The organism is Verticiella sediminum (assembly GCF_007558815.1).
Taxonomy (GTDB): Bacteria; Pseudomonadota; Gammaproteobacteria; order Burkholderiales; family Burkholderiaceae_B; genus Verticiella; species Verticiella sediminum.
This window is the reverse complement of the sequence record NZ_VLTJ01000029.1, coordinates 163,815-185,425: the sequence shown is the minus strand read 5'-3', so window position 1 is coordinate 185,425 and position 21,611 is coordinate 163,815. Positions and strand designations below refer to the sequence as shown.

Here is a 21,611-nt window from a genome sequence, read left to right as displayed (position 1 = left end):
GTACCGCTCAGGACTGTCACCGCTCGGATGGTTGCGAATCTCAAAAGCATTGGCGATCGCTTGCGCGCCTACAGGATCGGAGCCGGGCTTTCGGCCGAGGAACTGGGGCAGCGCCTGAACATGTCGCGCGCCTCCGTCTATCGGATCGAGAGCAACGGCATCGACCGCATCGACGTTCTGGAGCGGATCGCCCGGCTGCTCGACATATCGGTCGAGACACTGCTGGGCGTGGGCGTCGAGTACGTGCCCTCGGCCGTCGCGTATTTCGAACGTATCCGCCAGATCGAGGCCGAGACCGACCATGTGTTCGTGGCCTTCGGCCCCATCGTCTACCTGCTGACGTCGAGCGCCTACGACCAGGCATTGCGGCGCGTGCTCACCGCCCAGCTCGCCGTGCCCGCGCACGGCGCGCGCAGTGTCGACGAACTGCTCGGCATCCTCGCCAGGCGCAAGGCGCAACACCGGGCGCGCCCTGTGTCCATCACCAATCTGCTGTCCGTCCCGGACCTGCTGCGATTCGCCGAACGCGGGCTGGCCAGCGCGGAGAGCTCGCGCGCAGAACTGGCCGCGCAGCGCGAGATGGCGCAGGCCGAGCTGGCCATCATCGCCCGTCTGTTCGAGGCGCCGCCGATGGGTGTGCAGATCGGTCTCGTCTTCGATGAACTGCCGGCCTCCGGGTTCACGATCTTCCGTCGACGCGCGGGCTCGGTCGTGACCACCAGTCCTTTTCGCCTGGGGTGTCAGCCGAACGTCTGGCGCGGCGTGGCGATGATCTCGATGGCGCCGGATGCTGTCGAGCTGCATACCGCGTGGGCCCAGGAAGTCTGGAGCGAGGCCCTGACCGGACAGGCGGCAGCACACTACATCCGCCGCAAGATCCTGCAACCGTCTTCCTGATCGCGGCCCGGGCGGGTTCGACCTCAGCGGATGTTCTCGGCCAGCGGCTGCTTGAGCCATTTGCGTGACAATGCGTCCAGTCGGCCGTCGGCCTTGAGCTGGCTCAGAAACGCATTCATTTTCTCCAGCAGGCGGGTTTCATCCTTGCCGACGGCCGTGTGCACCGGCGAGTTCAGCACGATGAGCTTTTCCTCGAAGGTGCGCGAGGCGCCTTGCCCCTGCAGGGAGAGCGCGACAATGTTGCCGATGGCCATCGTGTCGGCTTGCCCGCTCATGTAGGCCGAGATGGTTCCGGCGTTGTCTTCGTAGCGCCTGATGTCGGCGGTCTTGGCTTGCTCGCTGAGCAGGACATCTTCGATGGCCCCGCGGGTTACCGCGAGCGACTTGCCGGCGAGCGCATCGAGGGTCTCGTAGCGCGTGCCGTCGGCCGCGCCATAGATGCCGATGTAGTAGGGCGCGTAGGGCTGCGTGAAGTCGACCACCTTGGCGCGTTCTTCCGTGCGCCCCACGTTGAGCAGAACGTCGGCTTTTCCGCTTTGCAGCGTCGGAATCCGCGCCGGTGCCGTCACCGGGACGAATTCCACCTTCACGCCCCAGTCTTTCGCCAGGTGGTCGGACAGGTCGATGTCCAGGCCCCGTGGCTGCATGTCCGCTCCGACCGTCCCGAAGGGCGGGTAGTCCAGCATGATGGCCACGCGCACCACGCCGGTCTTTTCAATGCGTTCCAGCGCGTCGGCCTGGGCCGCGCCGTTTGCGCCCAGGAGCGCCGTGGCCAGCACAAGGGAGGAAAGGAAGGGGTATGTCATGGTTGCCGTCCGAAAGAACGCGCGGCCGAGTGCCGCCGTGACATCCATCTTGAGCGGCGGCCGGGGCATGCTCAACATCAGGAGATGGAATTCGTCTCAAGAACTGAGACTCGACAGCCGGACCCCATGACCGGGCATGCAGGCCCGATATCGGTGCATAGGGTTATTACCTAGTGTACATAGCGGTGCATAAGCTCATAATCGCTCACATGCAGTGGAGGAGACGGACCCTGCATGGGGAACGACGCCAAATGGCGCGACAACGGCGGTATCCATAAGAAACGAGGGCTTAGATGCGGTTCGGCTTCGGAGGAGAGGTCGGCCGCATCCCTCCAGAATAGAAAAAAACAGCGCACCATGATGGTGCGCTGTTTTTTTATGCCTGCGAATCGGCATGCGCCCGCCGGCCGTGTGGCCCGCGCAGGCGAGGAACGCCCATCAGGACGCCGCCAGTGCCGAGAGGCAGTGGGTCGAGGCATTGAAATGCACGACCGGGCTGGCGTCCCGGCTGGCGGTACGCCGGATCTTGCCAACGAACATGTCGTGGGTGCCCAGCGAGGTCGTGTGCACGATTTCGCATTCCAGGCTCGCCAGCGCATCGTCGAGCACCGGCAGGCCGCCGCCGCCTTCGCGCCAGTTGCCGTTGGCAAAGCGCGTCGGGCCTTGCGGCAGGCCGAGGAACGACGACATCACCGCGCCATGCTCCACGCCCAGCACGTTCGCCACGAAGCTGCCGTTCTGCAGCAGCACGGCGTGCATGGACGAACCCTGGTTCACGAATACACCCACCAGCGGCGGGTCGGCCGAAATCGACGTCAGGCTGGACACGATCATGCCCGCGCGCGTGTTGCCCGTACCCGTGGTGATGACGCTGATGCCGGCCGGCAGGGCGCGCATGGCCGCTTTGAACTCGTCCAGGGAGACCACCTCGTCGGCGTCGTTGCGCGTGATGTGGGCGCGGATGCCGCCCTCGGCGTCCACCCAGCCCGCCTTGGCGGCGTATTCCACCATCCTGGCGAAGCCGCTTTCCCATTCCGGATCGCCGGCCTTGCCGGACAGAAAGCGCAGCACCGGCGCGGCCAGGCGGACGTGATCCTCGCCCTCGCGGCGCCCGATGCGCGCGATGGCCTGTTCCAGGCGTTCGCATGGCTGCGGATCGACCAGCACGTCCAGCCGGCGGAAGTCCGCCGCGTCGCGCATCGTGATCGTACCCGCGCTCGTCAGGTGTACGCGCATGTCCGTCTCCTCAGGCGGCGGCTCTGGCCGGCTGGCTGATTTCCTTCCGGATGGCGGGGATGATCCTCTCGCCCCACAGTTCGATCTGCTTGAGCATGGTCTTCTGGTCGAAGTCGCCGAGCTGGGTCTGCAGCGCGATATGCTTCGGGCGCAGGATGCTGATTTCCTCGAGCATCTTGTCGATGACCTGGTTGACCGAGCCCACCGGCAGGTTCTTGCGCAGTTGCTCGAAGCTCAGGTCGGTCTCGGAAGGCACTTCCTTGACCATGTACCCATCTTCGGATTGCGCGCGGCGGTACTTCAGGCTTTCGGAAATGCGGCGCTGGAAGCGGGCATTGTCCAGGTAGGCGTCGACCTCGGCCTGGTTGTCCGAGGCGTAGCCGCAGCGCAGGAAGCCGAACTTGACGTCGCGGTCCAGGTCCTTGCCGTGTTCGGCGGCGACGGTTTCCAGCTTGGCGCGCAGGCCGGCGATGGCATCGCTGCCGTTGAGCAGGGACGTGACGAAAAGGTTATGGTTCTCGCGCACCGCCCGGCCCAGCGTGGTCGGGTTGCCGGAGGTGATCCAGAGCGGCGGCATCGGGTCCTGGATGCAGCGCACGGCGATCGAGCTGGGCGGGATCTTCAGGAACTTGCCGTCGTGCTCGAAGATCTTCTGCGACAGCCCTTTCGGGATGAGGTCCAGGAATTCATTGAAGATGGCGAACGAATCCTTGATGTCCACACCGAAGCGTTCGAACTCGAACTCCTGGTAGCCGGAGCCGACGCCCAGTTCGAGGCGCCCGTTGGACACCGTGTCGACGAAGCCGACTTCGGCCAGGAACCGCGCGGGGTGATACAGCGGCAGGATGCAGACCGCGGTGCCGAGCCGGATGCGCGAAGTCCTGGCGGCGGCGTGGGCCACCATCATCAAGGGAGACGGCGAAAGCGAGTAGTTGTTGAAATGGTGTTCGGCATACCACGCGGTATCGAACCCCGCTTGTTCGGCGACGACCGTCTGCTCGATCGAATTCTGAATGACATCGCGCGATGTCTGGTGGTAGCCGCGTTGTTGGGCAAGGATGAATACGCCGAATTCCATAATGTTCCTCTCTTTGGCAAGCCGCTATCCGGCACCTTGAGAGAATTCTAAATTGCTGTTGATATCATACGGAATAGCAGAAAATATGCGTTCTGTATTGCAGATTCTGGAGGAATCATGGACCGCCTGCGGGCGATGGAGCTTTTCTTGTCCATTTCGCGGACACAGAGCTTCTCGGAAACGGCGCGCCTTTTCGGGGTATCGGCCACCTCGGTTTCGCGCATGATCACCGAGTTCGAGAACGAACTGAACGTCAAGCTGCTGTTGCGCTCGACGCGCCAGGTCATGCTCACGGAGGCCGGGCAGGAGTATGCGCGCCAGCTCGAAGGCATCCTGTGGAGCATCAACGAAGCGCACAACAGCATCACGGCGATCCGGGCGGCACCCAAGGGGCTGCTGCGCGTGCATTCGCGCACCATGTTCGGCCTGGGCGTATTGCCGCCGTTGATCGCGGATTTCCGCCGGCAGTATCCGGATATCCACGTCGAATTGCTCCTGGCCGAAATGAAGGCCGACCTGCGTCGCCAGCAGATCGATATCGACTTTCGCATTGCGCCGCCGGTGGAGGCGGGGTTGAAGCGCAGAATCCTCTTCAAGAGCGAAAGGCAACTGGTGGCTGCGCCCCGATATGTCGGCTCGATGCCGCCGCTGACATCGCCGGGGCAGTTGAGCGAACAGCAGTGCCTCACCTATCTGCTGCCCGGCGACAACTACGTCTGGCGCTTTCTGACCCAGACCGGCGTGCAGGAGGTGGTGCTCAACCCTCGCCATGTCACCAACAATGGCATGGTGCTGCTGGAGCTCGCGCGGCTGGGCGAGGGCATTGCCCTGCTGGACGACTACACGGTCGCCAACGATCTCGCCCGCGGTACGCTGGTCCGCCTGCTGCCCGAGTACCGCGTCACCAACACCACCTTCGAGGAAGGCATCTACGCGACCATTCTGGATACGCCCATGATTCCCGCGAAGATCCGCCTGTTCCTGGATTTCGTGGCCGAGCGAGTCGTCAACAAGGACCGCAGTTTCGTGCCGTATCGCAGGACCGACTGAGGCCGGGCCTCTTCTGCTTCTTGTACGCTGCCTCAATCGAGGACGATATGGTTGTCCTTGATGATCTGGCCCCAGTGCGCTTTGTCGGCCTCGATCTGCGCATCCAGCGCTGCGGGCCCGCCGGTTTTCTCGACTTGCCCGTTCTTGCGCAGCAGCTCGCCGAACGCGTCCGTACGCACCACATCGATGGCCGCATTCGAGATCGCCTGCACGATGTCGGTGGGCGTCCCCTTGGGAGCATGCAGTGCGGTCCAGTACGAGGAGCGCAGTTGCGGATAGCCCAGTTCGGTGACGCTCGGGATGTCCGGCATCGCCGGATCGCGCTCGGCGGTCGTCAGCGCCAGGATTTTCAGGCTGCCCGCGCGGTGCTGTTCGAGCAGCGCGCTCGGGGTGGCCGTCGAGACATCACCGCGGCCGCCCATCAGGTCGACCAAAGAAGTCGGCGTGTTCTTGTAGGGAATGCGCAGCACCTCGACGTCCAGCGCCTTGGCCAGCATCAGCCCGTACAGATCCATGACCGAGCCGGGCCCCAGCGTGGCGTAGCGCAGCGCACGCCGATTGTCGCGGCTGTATGCGACCAGTTCCGGAATGCTGTCCACGCCGAGGCTGGCCGGGACCGTGATGGTGAGCGGCCCTTCGAAGAGCAGCGCCACCGATTCGAAGCTGTCGAAGCCGAAGGACAGATTGGGCCGCAGCATGACGTTGAGCGAGATCGGCCCGGTGCCGCCGATGAGGACAGTCGAGCCGTCGGCCGGGGCGCGCGCGACGTAGGTGGCCGCCAGGATGCCGTTGGCGCCTGGCTTGTTCTCCACGATGACGGGACGCTCCAGCCGCTTGCTCATGCCCTCGGCCAGCACGCGCGCAAAATTGTCGTTGGGACTGCCCGCGCCGTAGGGAATGACCATGGTGAGCGGCGGTTCCGCGCGGGCGGCGAGCGGCGCGGCCAGGGTGGCGAGCAGCGCCAGGCCGCAGGCCATGCGGCCGAAAGACATCGGTTTGAACACGGGTTCTCCTCCTCGTTGGGATGGCGGTGCGCGCTTTCTTTCTTACCGGGGTAAGCGCGTGGTCTTTGTCGTCGGCAGCGCGAGACTGCGTCGGGCCGCAAGCCGGCAGGGCGGGTTCACCCCGCGATGCGGCAGGTCGGGCTCGGGAGCCCGCGCATGCCCACCCCCCGCACGCGCAGCACTGCGCCGTCGAGCGGGCCGTCGCCGCGCAGGCGGCCGCTGTCGCGGATGGACGTTACGTAGATCTCATCCAGCTCGGGCCCGCCGAAGCACAGCGCCGCGGGATGGGTCAGCGGCAGCTCGATTCGGTGCGTGACGCGGGTGTCGGGCGCGAAGCGCACCAGGGCGCCCGCATGCACCAGCGCGGTCCACAGCCCACCCTCGGTGTCGAAGACGCAACCGTCGGGCGCCGAGCCGAGGTCATCGGTGTGCACGAAAGGGCGGCGCTCGGCAAGGCTGCCATCCGGCGCCAGGGCATAGCTGTCGATGCGGCGCACGCTGCTGTCGCAGACGTACAGCCGGCCGTCGAGCGGGCTGACGCGCGGGCCGTTGGTCACGCCGTAGCCGGTGTCCACGCAGCCGAAGGCGCCGTCGGGCGCGAGCCGGTACAGCCCGCCCAGCGGTGCCTCGCCCTCGGCGCGCTGCGTATGCATGGTGCCGACCAGGAAGCTGCCGTCGGGCAGTGCGGTGCCGTCGTTCAGGCGCAGGTTGGGATGGCTGTCGCCGATGCGGCCCAGCACAGTGAGCTCGCCTGTGGCCGGATCGAGCAGGCCCACCTCTTCCTTGAGCGCAACCACCAGCCGGCCGTCGGCGTTGAAGGCGAACGAGCCGGCCGGCGCAGGCACGTGCCGCGTCGTCGTTGCGCCGTCCGCCGGGTCCAGGGTATGGAGTGCACCGGCGCGGCAGTCCAGCAACCACAGGCGCTGCTCGGCCGGATGCCACAGTGGGCACTCGCCCAGTGCCGTATCGAGCATGCCGATGCGTTCGATGTCCAGGTTCATGCCCGTCCCGCACTGGCAGCCGCCGCGCCAGGCGGCCGGCTGCAATCAATGAATGATGCCGGTTTATCCGTGGCCGGCCGTATGGCGATCAATCCAGAACGATATTGTTGTCTTTGATCAATTGGCCCCAGTATTTCCTGTCGGTCTCGAGTTGGGCGTCCAATGCGTCCGGGCCGCCGGTTTTCTCCAGTTGGCCGTTATTGCGCAGCAATTCGCGGAACGATTCCGTCTGCACGACTTTGATCGCGGCGTCCGATATTTTCTTGACGACTTCGGGCGGCGTTCCCTTGGGTGCGTGCAATGCCGTCCAATACGACGCGCGCAATTGCGGATAACCCAGTTCGGCCACGCTCGGAATATCGGGAAGCGCGGGATCGCGCTGTTCCGTCGTCAGCGCGAGAATCTTGACCGAGCCGGCCTTCTGGTGCTCGAGCAAGGCGATCGGGGTGGCCATGTTGACCTCGCCCAGGCCGCCCAGCATGTCGATCAGCGCGGCCGGCACGGTCTTGTAGGGCACCGCGAGCATCTTGACGTCCAGCTCCTTGGCCATGAGCAGGCCATACAGATCCGTGACCGAGCCCGGTCCCAGCGTGCCGAAGCGCAGCGGCTGGTTGTTCTTGCGGCTGTACTCGACCAGTTCCGGAATGCTCTGCACGCCGAGCTTGGTGGGCACGGTGATCGTCAGCGGGCCCTCGAACAGCATGGCCACGGAATCGAAACTGTCGAATCCGAAAGGCAGGTTGGGGCGCAGGAGCACGTTGAGCGACAGCGGGCCCGTACCGCCGAGCAGGATGGTCGAGCCGTCGGCGGGGGCCCGTGCGACATAGCTCGCGCCGATGATGCCGTTCGCGCCGGGTTTGTTCTCGACGATGATGGTGCGCCCGAGCTCCTTGCTCATGCCTTCGGCCAGCACGCGCGCGAAGTTGTCGTTCAGGCCGCCCGCGCCGTACGGGACGATGATGGACATCGGTTTTTCCGCGTGCGCGCCCAGCGGCAGGGCGAGGGCAGCGAGCGCGGCGAGCGTGCTGCCGATACGGGCCAGGGGCTTCAGACCAAACATGGGTTCTCCTCGTGCGGTTTTGTCTTTCGCGCGTGTGCCCCGCCCGGCCCGGCGGGAAGGCAGCGCGCGTGGGCTATCGATAAATAACGGTCAATGCGTATTCGAGAAAACGCGATTCATGAATATCGGCCGGCCGCCGTGCGCGGCAAACACATTGCAATGAAGCGAATCGAGGCCAGTCCCGGCGTCGGGTTTTATTCATGAACCGGATGCGTCGACTCGTCGAGCGGGTTCATGGTAGTGCTTTATTTCTCGTCGAATATATGGCGTTTCTGCAGAACACAACCCAGCTTTATATGAGAAATCGCTCGGGGTCGCGTCCATATAATAAAAGCAAGCATTAAGTCGGATTACCGACGAAAACTGCAGAATTGTTTGAACCGAGGAGGCATGAATGACGATTCAGCGCATTGGGCACAGGTCCGGCGCGGCAGCCGGCCGCGCATTCTTCGACAGGGGGGCGCCGGCTGGCGCTCCCGCCCGGTCGCCCGAAGGCAGCGCGCCTTGCCCGGCGGGACGCATCTCGCGCGAGGACCGGAGGGCGCAGCCGTGAGCGAACGAGTCGTACGCCTGGAGGTGACCGACGGCGTGGCCCTGGTCACCATGGACCGCAAGCCCGTCAATGCCCTGAACCGCGACATGCGCCGCCAGATGGTGGCCACTTTCGACGAGATATCGGAACGCGACGATATCCGGTGCGCGGTGCTCACCGGCACCGGCTCGGTGTTCTGCGCCGGTGCGGACCTGAAGGATAGACCGAACCCGGACATCGCCGGCGATTTCCTGGAACACAACCGGATCACGCGCGAGACGGGCAATGCCATACGCGAATGCGCCAAGCCCGTCATCGCGGCGGTCAACGGCGTGGCGCTGGGCGCGGGCATGGGGCTGGTCGCCGCATGCGACATTCTCTACGCCGCCGAGGAGGCCACCTTCGGCATGCCCGAGATCAACGTGGGCCTGGCGGGCGGCGCGTCCATGCTGCGCACCCTGTTCGGCCGCTCGACCGTGCGCCGCATGTTCTTCACCGGCCAGCGCATGACCGCGCACGACCTCTATCGCCGCAACGTGATCGAGGAAGTGCTGCCGGCCGAGCAGCTCCTGCCGCACACCATGGCGCTGGCGCGCGAGATCGCCAGCAAGGCGCCGCTCGCCATCATCTATGCCAAGCGCGCCGCCAACATGGTCGAGCTGATGCCGCAGCGCGACGCCTATCGCTTCGAGCAGGATTTCACCATGGCGCTGTCGCGCACCGAGGACGCGCGCGAGGCGCGCATGGCCTTCCTCGAGAAGCGCAAGCCGGTCTTCAAGGGGCGCTGAGCCATGACGCATTCCGATCGCCCGCGCCCTGGCGCGGGGCTGGAGGCTTTCTTCGCCGCGCGCGGCATCGCCGTGGTGGGGGCTTCCGAGGACTACACCAAGATCGGCGGCCGCCCGGTGCACCTGCTGCGCAAGTACGGCTATGCCGGCGCCATCTACCCGATCAACCCCAAGGGCGGCGAGATCCAGGGTCTGCCGGCCTATGCCTCGGTGCGCGACACGCCGCAGGCACCCGACATGGCGGTCGTCGCCGTGCCGGCGCGCGCGGCGGTGGAGGCGGTCCGGGATTGCGCCGCGCGCGGCGTGCGGGCAGTCGTCATGCTGTCGGCAGGCTTTGCCGAGGCCGGCCCCGAAGGCGCCGAGATGCAGGCCGAGATGGTGGACATCGCGCGCGAGGCCGGCATGCGCCTGCTCGGGCCGAACTGCCTGGGCACGGTCAGTGTGGCCGAAGCGGCGATCGGCTCGTTCTCCGTGGTGCTCGAGGAATATATGCCCAGCGCGGGCGATGTCGGCATCGTGTCGCAGTCCGGCAATGTGGGCAGCTTCGCCATGCAGAACATCGTGCAGCGCGGCCTGGGCGTCAGCCGCTTCATCGCCACCGGCAACGAGGCCGACGTGGACGTGGCCGACGGGCTGGCGGCGCTGGTGGACGACCCGGCCACGCGCGTCATCCTGTGCGTGATGGAGACCTGCCGCGACGCGGGCAGGCTGATCGAGGCGCTCGAGCTCGCCCGTACGCGCGGCAAGCCCGTCATCGTGCTCAAGATCGGTTCGACCGAGCAGGGCCAGGCCGCGGCGGCATCGCACACCGGCGCGCTGGCCGGCTCGGATGCCGTCATCGATGCGGTGTTCCGCCGCCACGGCGCGCTGCGCGTGCATTCGATCGAGGCGCTGCTGGATGTCGCGCATGCAGCGTCCCAGCTCATGCCGCACCGCCTGCCCAAGGGCAACCGGGTCGCCCTGGTGGCCGCCTCGGGCGGCTTCGGGATCATGATGGCCGACGCCATGGCCAACGCCGGCATGCGGATGCCGGCGCTGGCCGACGCCACGCGCGAGCGCATCCGCGCCGCGTTGCCGGGCGCAGGTACCAACAATCCGGTGGATGCCTCCGCCCAGGTCTCCTCGCGCCCGGAGATCCTGCTGAGCGTGCTGTCGGCCCTGATGGACGACCCGGGCAGCGACGCCACCCTGCTGTTCCTTTCGCTCTCGCTGTACAACTCGCGGCTGCGCGGGGTGTACATGCAGGCGCTGGCGCAAGTGCGCGAGGCGCACCCCGAGAAGCTGCTGATGGTCATCAGCCGCGGCCCGGCCGATGCCGTCGCCGAGATCAATGCCCTGGGCATTCCGGTGTTTCCGACCATCGACGCGGCGGCCCAGGGCCTGGCCGGCCTGGTGCGCCTGGGCGGGCTGGCGACGCAGCCGGCGCCGCTCGGCTGCCGCGGCGCGGCTGCGCCGCTGCCCGCCGAGGTTTTCCGGAACGAATACCACGCGAAGAAGATCCTGGCCGCGGCGGGGGTCCCGGTGCTCGACGAGGCGATCGCCACGACCGCCGACGACGCGGCGCGCCACGCCGCACGCATGGGCTGGCCCGTGGTGCTGAAGATCGTCTCCGAGGACATCGCGCACAAGACCGAGGTCGGCGGCGTCGAGCTGAACCTCGCCAGCGAGGACGCCGTGCGCGCGGCCTACGCCCGCATCCTCGCCCGCGTGGCCGAGCGCGCGCCGGGCGCCCGCGTCGAAGGCGTGCTGGTCGCGCCCATGGCCAGGGGCGGCACCGAGCTCATCATGGGCGTCTCGCGCGATCCGGTCTTCGGCCCGGTGGTCATGGTGGGCATGGGCGGCATCTATGCCGAGGTGCTCAAGGACGTCGCCGTGCAGGTGGCGCCTGTTTCCGAGGACGAGGCCCTGGCCATGATCCGCGGGCTCAAGCTCTTCGCCCTGCTCGACGGCGCGCGCGGCCAGGCCAGGGCCGACGTGCAGGCCGCCGCCCGCACGGTGGCCCGTCTCTCCGAGTTCGCCTGCCGCCACGCCGCCGACGTGGCCGAGATCGACATGAACCCGGTACTCGTCAAGCCCGAGGGCGAAGGCGTCGTCGTGCTCGACGCGCTGATGATTCCGCCGCGCGAGCCGCAATCCGTTCATTGAGGACAACCATGCAATTCGATACCGACGTGGCGGTGCCCGACCCCGCCGCGCGGCGCGACGCGTATCGCGCGCACGCCCGCCAGTGGCTCGCCGCCAACCTGCCCGGGCACATGCGGGCCGACAGTCCCGCCTATCGCGCGCCCACACTGGACGAGTGCCGCGACTGGGAGACTGCGATGTACCAGGCCGGGCTGGCCGGCATGACCTGGCCCAAGGTCTATGGCGGCCACGGCCTGACGCTGCGCGAACACCTGGCGGTGAACAAGGAGATCGGCGCGCTCATGATGCCCGAGAGCGTCAGCTCGATCGGCAAGGAGCTGGCCGGCCCGATCGTCATGACCGTGGGCACCGAAGCCCAGAAGCAGGGCTTCCTGCCGGACATCCTGGCCATGCGCCGCTACTGGTGCCAGGGTTTCTCCGAGCCGGACGCGGGCTCGGACCTCGCCCGGCTGCGCACCAAGGCCGTGCAGGAAGGCGACACCTGGCGCATCAACGGCCAGAAGATCTGGACCAGCGGCGCGGCCAAGGCGCACTACTGCCTGCTGCTCACGCGCACCGGCACCGTGGCCGACAAGCACCGCGGCATGCTGATGTTCGCCGTGCCGATGGACACGCCGGGCATCCGCGTGGCGCCGATCAAGTCGATCGACGACAAGGAGTCTTTCGCCGAGGTGTTCTTCGACGATGTCGTGGTGCCGGACAGCGCACGCCTGGGGGCGCCGGACGAAGGCTGGGGCGCGGCGGTGCGCGTCCTGTCGATCGAACGGGCCACCAACCGCATGTACCGCGCCTGGCGCTTCGAGGCCGAGCTGCGCGCGCTGGTGCGTGCCTGCAAGTCCGACGCGCAGCTCGCGCGCCTGCTCGAGGACGGCTACTACCAGCGCCGCATCGGCGACGTGGTGTGCCAGATCGACGCCTTGAAGGGGCTGGTCGAGCGCTCGGTGGAGCAGCTCATGGCGGGCGACGAGATCGGCGCGCGCGGCTCGCTGACTAAGCTCTACTGGTCCGAGTGCCATCAGGCGTTCGCCGCGCTGGCCCGCGCCATGGTCTCGCACGTGGGCCCGCGCTCGAGCGCGCTCGCGCAGCGCGCGCGCAAGCACTTCACGACGGCCTACCTCTTCTCCCGCGCCGAGACGATCTACGCCGGCACCTCCGAGGTGCAACTGGACGTCATCGCCCAGCGCATCATGAAACTGCCGAAGGACCTCTGACATGACAATACAAGACGATAGCCTGCGGCCAGAGGAGTTTGCCGAGGCCGCTGCCGCCGCCATTGCCGACGCCCAGGGGCGCGAGGTGCGCGAGGCCGCCGGCGTGCTGGCCCAGGCCGGCCTGCTGGGCGTGTGTGCGGCCGAGGACGACGGTGGTCTGGGCCTGGGCATCGCGTTCGCGCTGCCCATCGTGCAGACCGCGGGCAGGTTGCAGTTGCGGTTTCCGCTGGTCGAGCAGGTTCTGTTGGCCAAGGCGCTGGCGGGCACGCCCGAGGCGGCCGCCATCGTGGCCGGCGAGAAGCTTGCCAGCATCGCCTGGCGCGGCAGCCTGGCGGATGGCGTCGCCACCGACGCCGGCTACGCCGACCAGGCCGACTGGGCGCTGGTCGGCGACGGCGAGGGCGCCGCGCTGATCGAGATGGCCAGCGTGGAGCGGCAGGCCGATACGGCGCTCGACCCTGAGCATCCCGTCTACTGGCTCGAGCTGGATGCGGCGCGCGTGCTGGCCCGCCTGTCCGCCGAGGCCTGGGCGGGGCTGCAGGAAGACGCCCGCCTGCTGCTCGCCGGCTCCGTGCACGGCGCGGCCGAGGGCGCACTCGAGCGTACCGCCACCTACATGGCCACGCGTGTGCAGTTCGGCCGCCCCTTGTCGGCCAAGCAGGCGGTGCGCCATTGGCTTGCCCGCATGCGCCTGCAGCAGGAGGCGAGCGGGGCGGCGATCCGCCGCGTGCTGGCCACCGACGAGTTCGGCCAGGCCCGGGCGGCCGCCACCGCACTGGCGAGCGCCATCGAGAGCGCGGCCTTCATCCTGGAGAAGGCCATCCATCTGCATGGGGGCATGGGTTTCACCTGGGAGATGCCGCTGCATTGGTCGCTGCGCGACATCCGCAAGGTGGATGCGGCATTCGGCAGCGGCGCGCTGGCGCAGGACATCGGCCGCGCATTCATCGCCGCGGCCTGAACGGCAAAGCAAGGAGCAAGCATGCAACAGGACATGGCAGGGCGAGTCGCCCTCATCACGGGCGCCGGCAATGGCATCGGGCGCGAAGCCGCGGTCCAGATGGCGGCACGCGGCGCCATCGTGGGGGTGAACGACCTCAAGGAAGAATTCGTGGACGCCACCGTCGAGGCCATCCGCAGCGCCGGCGGCACCGCCTTCGGCGTGGTGCAGAACATGGCGCACCGCGAAGGCGTGCAGGCCGCGGTGCGTCAAGCCTACGAACAGCGGGAGCGCCTGGACATCCTCGTCAACAACGCTGCCTGGGTACGCTACCAGGCGGTGCCGGACATCGCGCCCGAAACCGTCGATCGCATGATCGACATCGGTTTCAAGGCGATCATCTGGGGCATCCAGGCGGCCAGCGAAGTGATGGACTCGGAGCGCGGCGGCGCCATCGTCAACGTGGCCTCGACCGCCGCGCTGCGCTCCACGCTGAACTCGGTGGTGTACTCGGGCATCAAGGCCGGCGTGCTCGGCATCACGCGCGCGGCGGCCGCCGAGCTGGGCGCGCGCCGCATCCGCGTCAACGCCGTCTGCCCCTCCGCCGTACCCACGGAGGGCACCCAGCGCAATCGCAACGCCGAGCGCGATGCATTGCGCGTGTCGCGTACGCCGCTGGGGCGGCTCGGCAACGTCGCCGACATCGCGCGCGGCATCTGCTTTCTGGCCAGCGACGAGGCGGGGTTCATCACGGCCCAGTCGCTGGCGGTGGATGGCGGCGTGACCTTCACCAACATCTGACCACGGGCTCAGGCGCCGGCCGGCGCCGGAAACGACAAGAAGCAAAGATGGAGACAGTCCTCATCACCGGGGCGGCGTCGGGCATTGGCCGCGCGGCGGCGTGGTGCTTCGCCACGCACGGCTGGCGCTGCCTGCTGCTGGATCGCAACGCGGCGGCGCTACACGCGCTGGTCGAGGCGTTGCCCGCGGCCGCGACTGCAACTGCACCGCACATGGCGCTGCCAGTGGACCTCACCCGCGGGGCCGAGGTGCGCATCATGGCCGCCGGGCTGCCCGCGCTCGATGCCGTCATCAACAATGCCGGCATGTCGGACACCAGCGGGCTGCCCATCGTCGGGCACGGCGACGCGCAGTGGCAGCGCCTGGTCGCGATCAACCTCGAAGCGCCGGCGCGCATCGTCCGCGCGGTCGCGCCACGCCTGTCGCCGGGGGCGCGCATTGTCAACGTGTCCTCGGGCGCCGGGCTGCACGCGATCCCGTTTCGCGGCGCGTACAGCCCCACCAAGGCGGGCCTGATCGCGCAGACCCAGGCGCTGGCACGAGCCCGGCCGGATCTCGGCGTGACCGTGCTGTGCCCCGGCTTCGTGAGGACGGAGCTGGTCCAGAGCCTGATCGCCGCCGGCCGGCTCGACCCGGCGCGCGCCGTGGCCAAGATCCCCCTGGGCCGCATGGCGCAGCCCGAGGAGATGGCGCAGGCCATGCGCTTTCTGGCCAGCCGCGATGCTCGCGTCTTGAGCGGACAGGTCGTGTCGGTGGATGGGGGGTCCTCGGTGTTCGGCGGCAGCGCGACCGTGGCGCCGGTGGACGCGGCGCCCGTGGCGCTGGAAGCGCCATCGTCGCTGCGTGTCGTGGGCGAGGGAGCGCAGATCTGGTCCGGCATCGCTGTGAACCCCGCAGGCGCGGCCTATCCCGGCGTGCTCGACGTCTCGCCGCTCGCGTGCGCCGACTCGCTGCAGGCCGTGCGTGCCGCGGCGATGCGCTTCGCGAGCGAGCACCGCGAGCAGGCCAGCCTCACTCTGTTGTTGCCTCCCGCCCGCGAGGCATCGTGGGAAGACGCCGGCCTGGCCGCTGCCGCGCGCATGCTCGTCGCTACGCTGGCGTGCGAGCTGGGCGGGCGCGCCTTGCGCGTCAATGCGGTGGAAGTGGCGCCCGGGCAGTCGCCCGAGGCTCTGGCCCCTTGGCTGCGCTTTCTGGCCGGGGCGGGAGCCCAGTACCTGACCGGACAAGTGTTCCGGCCCAACGCGCGGCCCGAAGCGAACGGCAAACTGCAAGAGGAACGGCAAGATGACCAGACATGAACCGGAACCGGCCCGGTCTCCAGCGGACGCCGCGCAGCCGGATACCGGCGGGCGTGCGGGCCCTGGCGAGCGCGAACGCATCAAGGCGCATTTCATGGCCGAGCGCGGCTATTGGCGGCCGTGGACCGAAGCGCTGCTCGTGCACAACCCCGCGTTCCTGGAGCGCTACGCGAGCTATGCCGGCCATCCGGCGCGCCACGGTCCGCTGTCCGAGCGCATGGTGGAGCTGATCTACGTCGCGCTGGACGCATCGGCGACGCATCTGTTCGGCGCGGGGCTGCGCACGCATATGGAGCGCGCCCTGGCGGTCGGGGCCACGCCTGCCGATATTTTCGACGTGCTGCATCTGGTCACGGCGCAGGGCCTGGACGCCGTCTGCCAGAGCGTGGACATCCTGGCCAGCGAAGCCGGTTGGCAGGCCGCGCGCATCGAGACAGCGGGCGAATCGACACCGGTCTCGCAGCCTCGCGAGCGCGCGCGCCGCCTGCTTCCTGGACGCAACGCGGCCATCGATCACCTGGCCGTTGCCGATCCTGGTTATCTGGAGGCGATGCTGGACTTTCTCGAGCAGGGCCGCCCCGGCACAGGGCTGGCGCCCGTCGAGCGCGCCATCGTCGAAACCGCGCTGCATGCCTGCTTCACCGGTTTCGATCCGGCCGCGCTGCGCAGCGCGGTCCGGGGCGCTCTCGATCTGGGCGCGAGCGATCGCGCCCTGCTGCAGGCGATACAACTGGGCGCGCACCTCGCCGTGCATGGCGCCGCGCTCGGGGCGGGCACGTTCGACGCGCTGGTCGAACGCCGGTGAACCCGGTTCACGCCGCCAGTGCGGCGGCGCACGTCGTCCCTGTCCGGGCCGCCTCAGGCACTTCGGTCATCCCGGCCACCCCGTGCCGCCGGCGACCCAGGCGGGCCGCGTCGAGCAGCTCGCGGGCGTAGGCCGAGCGCGGCGCGTCGAACACCGCCTGGCTGGCGCCGTACTCTTCGACCTCACCGCGACGCAACACCAGCACCTCGTCGACCAGGGATTCCATCACCGCGAGGTCATGCCCGATGAACACCAGGGTGAGCGCATGCTCGTCGCGCAGTCGCACGAGCAAGTCGAGCACCTGGTTGCGCACGGTGGCATCCAGCGCCGAGACCGGCTCGTCGCAGATCAGCACCTGCGGCTGCATGGCGAGCGCGCGCGCAATGACGATGCGCTGGCGCTGGCCGCCTGACAACTGGTGCGGATAGCGCATCAGCAAGGCGGGATCGAGTCCGACCTGCGTCATCAGGTGAGCGCCATGCTCGCGCACGTGCGCTGCCGTTTCGCGCGCGCCGGCGGCGCGCATTTCCAGGGCTTCGCCCAGTGTCTGTTCCAGGGTGCGTCGAGGATTGAGGCTGCCGGAAGTGTCCTGGAACACGTATTGGCACAAGCGAGCGAACTGCGCGCGCGAGGTTGGCGCATGCGGATCCTGACCGCATACGCGCAGCCGTCCCCGGCTCGGACGCACGAGTCCCAGCATGGCGCGCGCGAGGGTGGTCTTGCCCGAGCCGGATTCGCCTGCCACGCCGAGTGTGCGCCCCGGCGCGAGCGTCAGGCTCACGCCGCGCAGCACGGTGGCCGCGCCATAGTTCACGCTCACGTCCTCGAGCGCGATGGCGGGGGAGGTGGATGCCGGTGCCGCCGGCGTTCGCCGCGCGGGCAGGCGCGCATAGGCGTCGAGCAACTGCCGGGTGTAATCGTGGGCGGGCGTGTCGAGCACCGTGCCGACAGGGCCCTGTTCGAGCAGGCGGCCGCCGCGCATCACGGCCACGCGGTCGGCCATCGCCAGCACCGCATCCAGATCGTGGGAGATGAAGAGCATGGCCATGCCCCTGCGACGCTGCACGTCGAGGAGCAGACGCAGCACCTGGGCCTGGGTGGTCACGTCGAGCGCCGTCGTCGGCTCGTCCGCGATGAGCACCTTCGGTTCGGCGGCGAGCATCATGGCGATCATGGCGCGCTGCTGCTGCCCGCCGGACAGCTCGAACGGGCGCCGGCCGAGCATGCGCTCGGGCTCGGGCAGGCCGACTTCCTCCAGCAGCGCGGCGGCGCGGCGGCGCCGGTACGAACCGCTTTCGCCGTCGCGCCGCTTCATCGTCTCGACGATCTGCGCGCCCAGCGTCATCACCGGATTCAGCGAGGTCATGGGGTCCTGGAACACCATGCCGATGCCGCGGCCGCGGATCTCACACCAGCCGCGTTCATCCAGCCGCATGAGTTCGGTGCCGGCATGACGCACGCTGCCGGTGGCTTGGGCGGTGGCCGGCAACAGCCCTATGATGGCCAGTGCCGTCATGGATTTGCCGCTGCCCGATTCACCGATCAGGCCGAGGACTTCGCCTGCCCGGACATCCAGACTCACGTGATCGAGGACGCGGCGCGCGCCGAAGGACACGCACAGTTCGCGCACGCTCAACAAAGGTTCGGGCATGAGGGTTCCTGGGTTCAGCCGGGCGCGTGCGCGCGGCGAGGGTCCAGCCAGCGCTGCAGGGCCATGCTGGCGATGTTGACGAGCACCACGAAGGTGGCCATGGCCATGATCGCGGCCTGGATCACGGGGTAGTCGCGGCCACGGATGGCCTCGAGGGTGAGGCTGCCCAGGCCGGGCAGCGCGAACAGGGCCTCCATCGTGAGTGTGCCGCCGATCAGCCCGCCGAGGATGATGCCGGAGAGGGCGATCGCCACCGACAGCGAGTTGGGCAGGATGTGGCGCCAGACGATGCGGCCGCGCGACAGTCCCTTGGCGGTGGCGGTGCGCACGAAGCCGGCGCGTGTCGTCTCGGTCAGTTCTTCGTAGAGCGGCTTGGCGATCTGCCCGGCGATGTCCGCGCCCAGGATCAGCACCGGCAGCAGCCATTGCCCGCGGATCGGCAGCCAGCCCAGCCAGACAGAGAACACCAGGATGCCGACCACCCCGGTGCAGAAGCTGGGCACGGCGATCGACCAGACGTTGAGCACTTCGACCATCCCGGCGAGACGCGGACGGCCGATGGCCAGCACGGCGAGTCCGATGCCCGCCGCCAGGCCGACCGCGAGGGACAGGCCGGCCAGCTTGAGCGAGGTGGGCAGGGCCGTGAGCAGCATGCCGCTCACCTCCGCGCCGTAGCGCATCGAGCTGCCGAGATCGCCGCCGAGCGCGGCGCGGGCCCAGGCGCCGAACTGGGCCGGCAGGCTGTCGTCCAGGCCGAGATCCGCACGCAACGCGGCAAGCGCCTGCGCGTCGTAGTCGCCGCGCGCGGCATAGAAGTCGAGGACATCCCCGGGCACCGCGCGCAGCAGCAGAAAGATGGTGAAGGCAATGATCAGGATCTGCAGGAGCTGGCGGCCGAGAAACGCGCCGGTTCTGGGCAGTACGTGCATGAGTCTCATCCCTGCGCCGCGGTGGGACGCTGCAGCGGGTCGTAGCGCAAGCGCAACTGGTTGCCGGCGAGCGACAGCGCGAGCGAAGTCAATGCCAGCGCGAGCACCGGAAAGAGCAGCGCCGACGGCGCGCGCTCGGCATAGGGCACGGCGGTGGCGATGATGCGGCCCCAGGTCGGCTCGTCCGGCGATACGCCCAGGCCGAAGAAGCTCAATACCGATTCGGTCACGATGGTGCGGGGAAGAATGATGGCTAGCTGGGTGAGCAGCGCACCCGCGGCGTTCGGCATGATGTGGCGCCACGCGATGGTCGCGGGCGCGACGCCGAGCGTGCGCGCGGCCAGCACGTAGCCCGAGGCGGTCTCGCGTTCGTACACGGCTCGCGCCACGTAGCCGAACTGCGGCATGAAGGCGACGCCTACGGCCAGGATCACCGACGCGGTACCCACGCCCATGGCCACCATCAGCGCGAGCGCGAGCAGGATCGCCGGCAACGTACGGACAATGTCGAACCCGGCGAACACGATGGCGCGCGCCGGGCGGCCGAGCGCACAGGCGGCGATGCCCAGGCCCGCGCCGCCCACCAGGGCGAGCAGGCTGGCGCCCAGCGCGACGAGCAGGGTGAGCCCGGTACCCGCCACCAGCCGGGAAAGCAGGTCGCGGCCGAAGTTGTCGGTCCCCAGCCAGTGCGCCGGCGACGGTGGCTGATTGCGCGCGAGCAGGTCCTGCGCATAGGGATCGTGGCCGGCCAGCCAGGGGCCGGCCAGCGCCACCAGGACGATCGCGGCGAGCACGGCCCAGGGCCAGCGCGACAGGCCAGCGCTGCGCGTCATGCCTGCAGCCAGGTGCGCGCCACGCCGCCGTCCGCGCGGTGCTGGCTCCAGGTGTAGCCGGTGCGATAGCCGTGCACCTTGGCGCCGATGCCGATGGCATCTGCGGCATGGCCGACACCCACGGTGTACAACTGCGACTGGACGCGCTCCCAGGCACGCAGATAGCCCGCGCGAGCGCGCTCCGGCGACGGGGACGACACCGCGGCCTTGATCAGCGCATCGAGCTCCGGGTCCTGGATGCCGCCCCACAGCATCGGGCTCGGTCCGTCGGACAGCAGACGGGCGTAGCGCAGGTAGATATCGGCGCGCGGCCCGGAGTTGAACGGCGCGAGATCCCAGTCGTACTGCGCGAGAAGGCGCTGTGCGCCGATGTCGTCCAGGGCCTGGTGATCGATGCCGAAGCCGAGTTGGCGCACCATCTGCACCGCTACCTGCGCATAGTCGTTCTGCCAGGACACCACCTTCAGCGTATGTGCCGCGGGGTTCACGCCGGCCTCAGCGAGCAGGGCCTTGGCGCGCGCGAGATCCGGCTTGGCGAAGGTATCCGCAGCCTCCAGCGCGGCGTCCCAGTAATACGTCTCGGGTCGCACGGGCTGGTTGCTGACCAGGGCGTCCGGCACGATGAAGTTCATGTACGCGCGCTTGTCCACCGCCAGTGCGATGGCCTCTCGCACGCGCCTGTCCTGCATCAGCGGCGAGGGTTTGCGGTTGTTGAAGGAGAGGAAGTACCAGGCGGTGTCCTTCAGGAACTGCACGTCCAGTCCGCCGCTGCGCAGCGCCGGGATCTGGTCGTTGGCGACGTAGCCCACGTGCAGATCGCCGGAACGCAGGGCCAGGCTGTTGTCGCGCTCGCCGCGCAGGTCGAAATGCAGGGCGTCGAGATAGGGCAGGCCGGGTTGCCAGTATTCCCCGAAGGCGGGCGCCTCGAAGCTGACGTCCGGGCGCCAGGTGCCGAAGACGAAGGGGCCGGTACCGATAGGCTGGGTGATGGTGTCGGCCCAGCCGGGCGACTCGGGCGCGAGGATCCAGAGTTCGGAGAGCAGGTTGAGCAAGGGCGCATAGGGCTCGCTCAGCACCACCTGCACCGTGGCGGCGTCCGGTGTCTCGACGCGCTCGACCAACTGCATGGCGCCGCTCAGCCAGCCGCCCTTGACCTGGCTGCGCACGCGTTCGAAGTTGGCCTGCACGTCACTGGCGGTCAGCTCACGGCCATTGTGAAAGCGCACCTGCGGGCGCAGGTGGAAGGTATAGGTCAGGCCGTCGGGGCTGGTCGTGAAGCGTTCGGCCAGAAAGGGCGCGACCGAGCCGTCGTCGCCGATGCTGGTGAGCGTCTCCGCATAGACCTGCTGGACGGCGATCGAGCCGGCGTGGCGGTGCGGATCGGCGGTGTCCAGGCCGAGCAGAGCCAGCCGCAGGGTGCCGCCGCGTCGGGGCTGGGCGGTATCGGCCTGGGCCAGGGCGATGGGGGCACTGGCGCTGGCGGCGGTCATGGCAAGCAGTTTGAGCAGGGTGCGTCGTTGCATGGGGAGATCCAGGTGGGGCGTGG

General features: G+C 68.4%; 19 protein-coding genes. 9 read left to right on the top strand and 10 right to left on the bottom strand.

What is annotated here, in order from left to right; translation table 11 throughout:
- The first annotated feature begins 60 nt into the window (after positions 1–60).
- The gene (locus FOZ76_RS15385; RefSeq protein ID WP_170235478.1) at positions 61–897 is read left to right on the top strand and encodes a helix-turn-helix domain-containing protein; all 837 of its coding nucleotides are present in this window, start codon (positions 61–63) and stop codon (positions 895–897) included.
- A 23-nt stretch (positions 898–920) separates the two neighbouring features.
- Here the strand turns inward: FOZ76_RS15385 and FOZ76_RS15380 are convergent, their stop codons facing one another.
- From FOZ76_RS15380 to FOZ76_RS15370, 3 genes are all read right to left on the bottom strand, one after another.
- Positions 921–1,703 carry a transporter substrate-binding domain-containing protein gene (locus FOZ76_RS15380; RefSeq protein ID WP_170235477.1) on the bottom strand — a complete coding sequence of 261 codons (783 nt, stop codon included), beginning with the start codon at positions 1,701–1,703 and terminating at the stop codon, positions 921–923.
- A gap of 438 nt (positions 1,704–2,141) precedes the next feature.
- Positions 2,142–2,939 (bottom strand): flavin reductase family protein, encoded by a 798-nt coding sequence (locus tag FOZ76_RS15375; protein ID WP_143949149.1) that lies wholly within the window; start codon positions 2,937–2,939, stop codon positions 2,142–2,144.
- A gap of 10 nt (positions 2,940–2,949) precedes the next feature.
- Complete coding sequence (locus FOZ76_RS15370) at positions 2,950–4,017, bottom strand: LLM class flavin-dependent oxidoreductase (RefSeq protein ID WP_143949148.1); 1,068 nt, start codon at positions 4,015–4,017, stop codon at positions 2,950–2,952.
- Between the two features lie 117 nt (positions 4,018–4,134).
- On the opposite strand from FOZ76_RS15370, the gene FOZ76_RS15365 reads away from it, so the two are divergent.
- Positions 4,135–5,067, top strand: coding sequence for a LysR family transcriptional regulator (locus tag FOZ76_RS15365; protein WP_143949147.1), 933 nt, complete (start codon positions 4,135–4,137; stop codon positions 5,065–5,067).
- A 32-nt stretch (positions 5,068–5,099) separates the two neighbouring features.
- Here the strand turns inward: FOZ76_RS15365 and FOZ76_RS15360 are convergent, their stop codons facing one another.
- The 3 genes from FOZ76_RS15360 to FOZ76_RS15350 all read right to left on the bottom strand — a co-directional run bounded on the left by FOZ76_RS15360 (position 5,100) and on the right by FOZ76_RS15350 (position 8,132).
- Positions 5,100–6,071, bottom strand: a complete 972-nt coding sequence (locus FOZ76_RS15360; protein WP_246129539.1) for a tripartite tricarboxylate transporter substrate binding protein — start codon at positions 6,069–6,071, stop codon at positions 5,100–5,102.
- A gap of 116 nt (positions 6,072–6,187) precedes the next feature.
- Entirely contained in the window at positions 6,188–7,072 is an 885-nt protein-coding gene (locus FOZ76_RS15355; RefSeq protein ID WP_246129537.1) for an SMP-30/gluconolactonase/LRE family protein, read from the bottom strand.
- Between the two features lie 88 nt (positions 7,073–7,160).
- The gene (locus FOZ76_RS15350; RefSeq protein ID WP_143949146.1) at positions 7,161–8,132 is read right to left on the bottom strand and encodes a tripartite tricarboxylate transporter substrate binding protein; all 972 of its coding nucleotides are present in this window, start codon (positions 8,130–8,132) and stop codon (positions 7,161–7,163) included.
- A 549-nt stretch (positions 8,133–8,681) separates the two neighbouring features.
- On the opposite strand from FOZ76_RS15350, the gene FOZ76_RS15345 reads away from it, so the two are divergent.
- The 7 genes from FOZ76_RS15345 to FOZ76_RS15315 are packed head-to-tail and all read left to right on the top strand — an operon-like array spanning position 8,682 to position 16,652.
- Positions 8,682–9,452: an enoyl-CoA hydratase/isomerase family protein gene (locus tag FOZ76_RS15345; protein WP_143949145.1), complete on the top strand. Its 771-nt coding sequence runs from the start codon at positions 8,682–8,684 to the stop codon at positions 9,450–9,452.
- Positions 9,453–9,455: 3 nt separating this feature from the next.
- Positions 9,456–11,597, top strand: a complete 2,142-nt coding sequence (locus tag FOZ76_RS15340) for an acetate--CoA ligase family protein (RefSeq protein WP_143949144.1) — start codon at positions 9,456–9,458, stop codon at positions 11,595–11,597.
- Between the two features lie 8 nt (positions 11,598–11,605).
- Positions 11,606–12,808 (top strand): acyl-CoA dehydrogenase family protein, encoded by a 1,203-nt coding sequence (locus FOZ76_RS15335; protein WP_143949143.1) that lies wholly within the window; start codon positions 11,606–11,608, stop codon positions 12,806–12,808.
- A 1-nt stretch (position 12,809) separates the two neighbouring features.
- Positions 12,810–13,769, top strand: coding sequence for an acyl-CoA dehydrogenase family protein (locus FOZ76_RS15330; protein ID WP_143949142.1), 960 nt, complete (start codon positions 12,810–12,812; stop codon positions 13,767–13,769).
- Between the two features lie 21 nt (positions 13,770–13,790).
- Positions 13,791–14,549, top strand: a complete 759-nt coding sequence (locus tag FOZ76_RS15325) for an SDR family NAD(P)-dependent oxidoreductase (RefSeq protein WP_143949141.1) — start codon at positions 13,791–13,793, stop codon at positions 14,547–14,549.
- A 47-nt stretch (positions 14,550–14,596) separates the two neighbouring features.
- Positions 14,597–15,847, top strand: a complete 1,251-nt coding sequence (locus FOZ76_RS15320) for an SDR family oxidoreductase (protein ID WP_143949140.1) — start codon at positions 14,597–14,599, stop codon at positions 15,845–15,847.
- Entirely contained in the window at positions 15,834–16,652 is an 819-nt protein-coding gene (locus FOZ76_RS15315) for a carboxymuconolactone decarboxylase family protein (protein ID WP_143949139.1), read from the top strand. The genes FOZ76_RS15320 and FOZ76_RS15315 overlap by 14 nt, the downstream gene beginning before the upstream one ends.
- Before the next feature lie 7 nt (positions 16,653–16,659).
- Here the strand turns inward: FOZ76_RS15315 and FOZ76_RS15310 are convergent, their stop codons facing one another.
- The 4 genes from FOZ76_RS15310 to FOZ76_RS15295 are packed head-to-tail and all read right to left on the bottom strand — an operon-like array spanning position 16,660 to position 21,588.
- Positions 16,660–18,303 (bottom strand): dipeptide ABC transporter ATP-binding protein, encoded by a 1,644-nt coding sequence (locus tag FOZ76_RS15310; protein WP_143949138.1) that lies wholly within the window; start codon positions 18,301–18,303, stop codon positions 16,660–16,662.
- Between the two features lie 14 nt (positions 18,304–18,317).
- Complete coding sequence (locus FOZ76_RS15305) at positions 18,318–19,232, bottom strand: ABC transporter permease (protein ID WP_143949137.1); 915 nt, start codon at positions 19,230–19,232, stop codon at positions 18,318–18,320.
- Between the two features lie 5 nt (positions 19,233–19,237).
- Positions 19,238–20,065, bottom strand: coding sequence for an ABC transporter permease (locus FOZ76_RS15300; RefSeq protein ID WP_143949136.1), 828 nt, complete (start codon positions 20,063–20,065; stop codon positions 19,238–19,240).
- Positions 20,062–21,588 carry an ABC transporter substrate-binding protein gene (locus FOZ76_RS15295; RefSeq protein ID WP_143949135.1) on the bottom strand — a complete coding sequence of 509 codons (1,527 nt, stop codon included), beginning with the start codon at positions 21,586–21,588 and terminating at the stop codon, positions 20,062–20,064. The genes FOZ76_RS15300 and FOZ76_RS15295 overlap by 4 nt, the downstream gene beginning before the upstream one ends.
- Positions 21,589–21,611: the final 23 nt, after the last annotated feature.

Coding starts and splice junctions, on each gene's coding strand:
- FOZ76_RS15315 (WP_143949139.1), top strand. CDS start 15,834: ATGACCAGACATGAACCGGAACCGGCCCGGTCTCCAGCGGACGCCGCG.
- FOZ76_RS15370 (WP_143949148.1), bottom strand. CDS start 4,017: ATGGAATTCGGCGTATTCATCCTTGCCCAACAACGCGGCTACCACCAG.
- FOZ76_RS15310 (WP_143949138.1), bottom strand. CDS start 18,303: ATGCCCGAACCTTTGTTGAGCGTGCGCGAACTGTGCGTGTCCTTCGGC.
- FOZ76_RS15380 (WP_170235477.1), bottom strand. CDS start 1,703: ATGACATACCCCTTCCTTTCCTCCCTTGTGCTGGCCACGGCGCTCCTG.
- FOZ76_RS15305 (WP_143949137.1), bottom strand. CDS start 19,232: ATGCACGTACTGCCCAGAACCGGCGCGTTTCTCGGCCGCCAGCTCCTG.
- FOZ76_RS15300 (WP_143949136.1), bottom strand. CDS start 20,065: ATGACGCGCAGCGCTGGCCTGTCGCGCTGGCCCTGGGCCGTGCTCGCC.
- FOZ76_RS15335 (WP_143949143.1), top strand. CDS start 11,606: ATGCAATTCGATACCGACGTGGCGGTGCCCGACCCCGCCGCGCGGCGC.
- FOZ76_RS15295 (WP_143949135.1), bottom strand. CDS start 21,588: ATGCAACGACGCACCCTGCTCAAACTGCTTGCCATGACCGCCGCCAGC.
- FOZ76_RS15340 (WP_143949144.1), top strand. CDS start 9,456: ATGACGCATTCCGATCGCCCGCGCCCTGGCGCGGGGCTGGAGGCTTTC.
- FOZ76_RS15355 (WP_246129537.1), bottom strand. CDS start 7,072: ATGAACCTGGACATCGAACGCATCGGCATGCTCGATACGGCACTGGGC.
- FOZ76_RS15365 (WP_143949147.1), top strand. CDS start 4,135: ATGGACCGCCTGCGGGCGATGGAGCTTTTCTTGTCCATTTCGCGGACA.
- FOZ76_RS15320 (WP_143949140.1), top strand. CDS start 14,597: ATGGAGACAGTCCTCATCACCGGGGCGGCGTCGGGCATTGGCCGCGCG.
- FOZ76_RS15375 (WP_143949149.1), bottom strand. CDS start 2,939: ATGCGCGTACACCTGACGAGCGCGGGTACGATCACGATGCGCGACGCG.
- FOZ76_RS15350 (WP_143949146.1), bottom strand. CDS start 8,132: ATGTTTGGTCTGAAGCCCCTGGCCCGTATCGGCAGCACGCTCGCCGCG.
- FOZ76_RS15325 (WP_143949141.1), top strand. CDS start 13,791: ATGCAACAGGACATGGCAGGGCGAGTCGCCCTCATCACGGGCGCCGGC.
- FOZ76_RS15330 (WP_143949142.1), top strand. CDS start 12,810: ATGACAATACAAGACGATAGCCTGCGGCCAGAGGAGTTTGCCGAGGCC.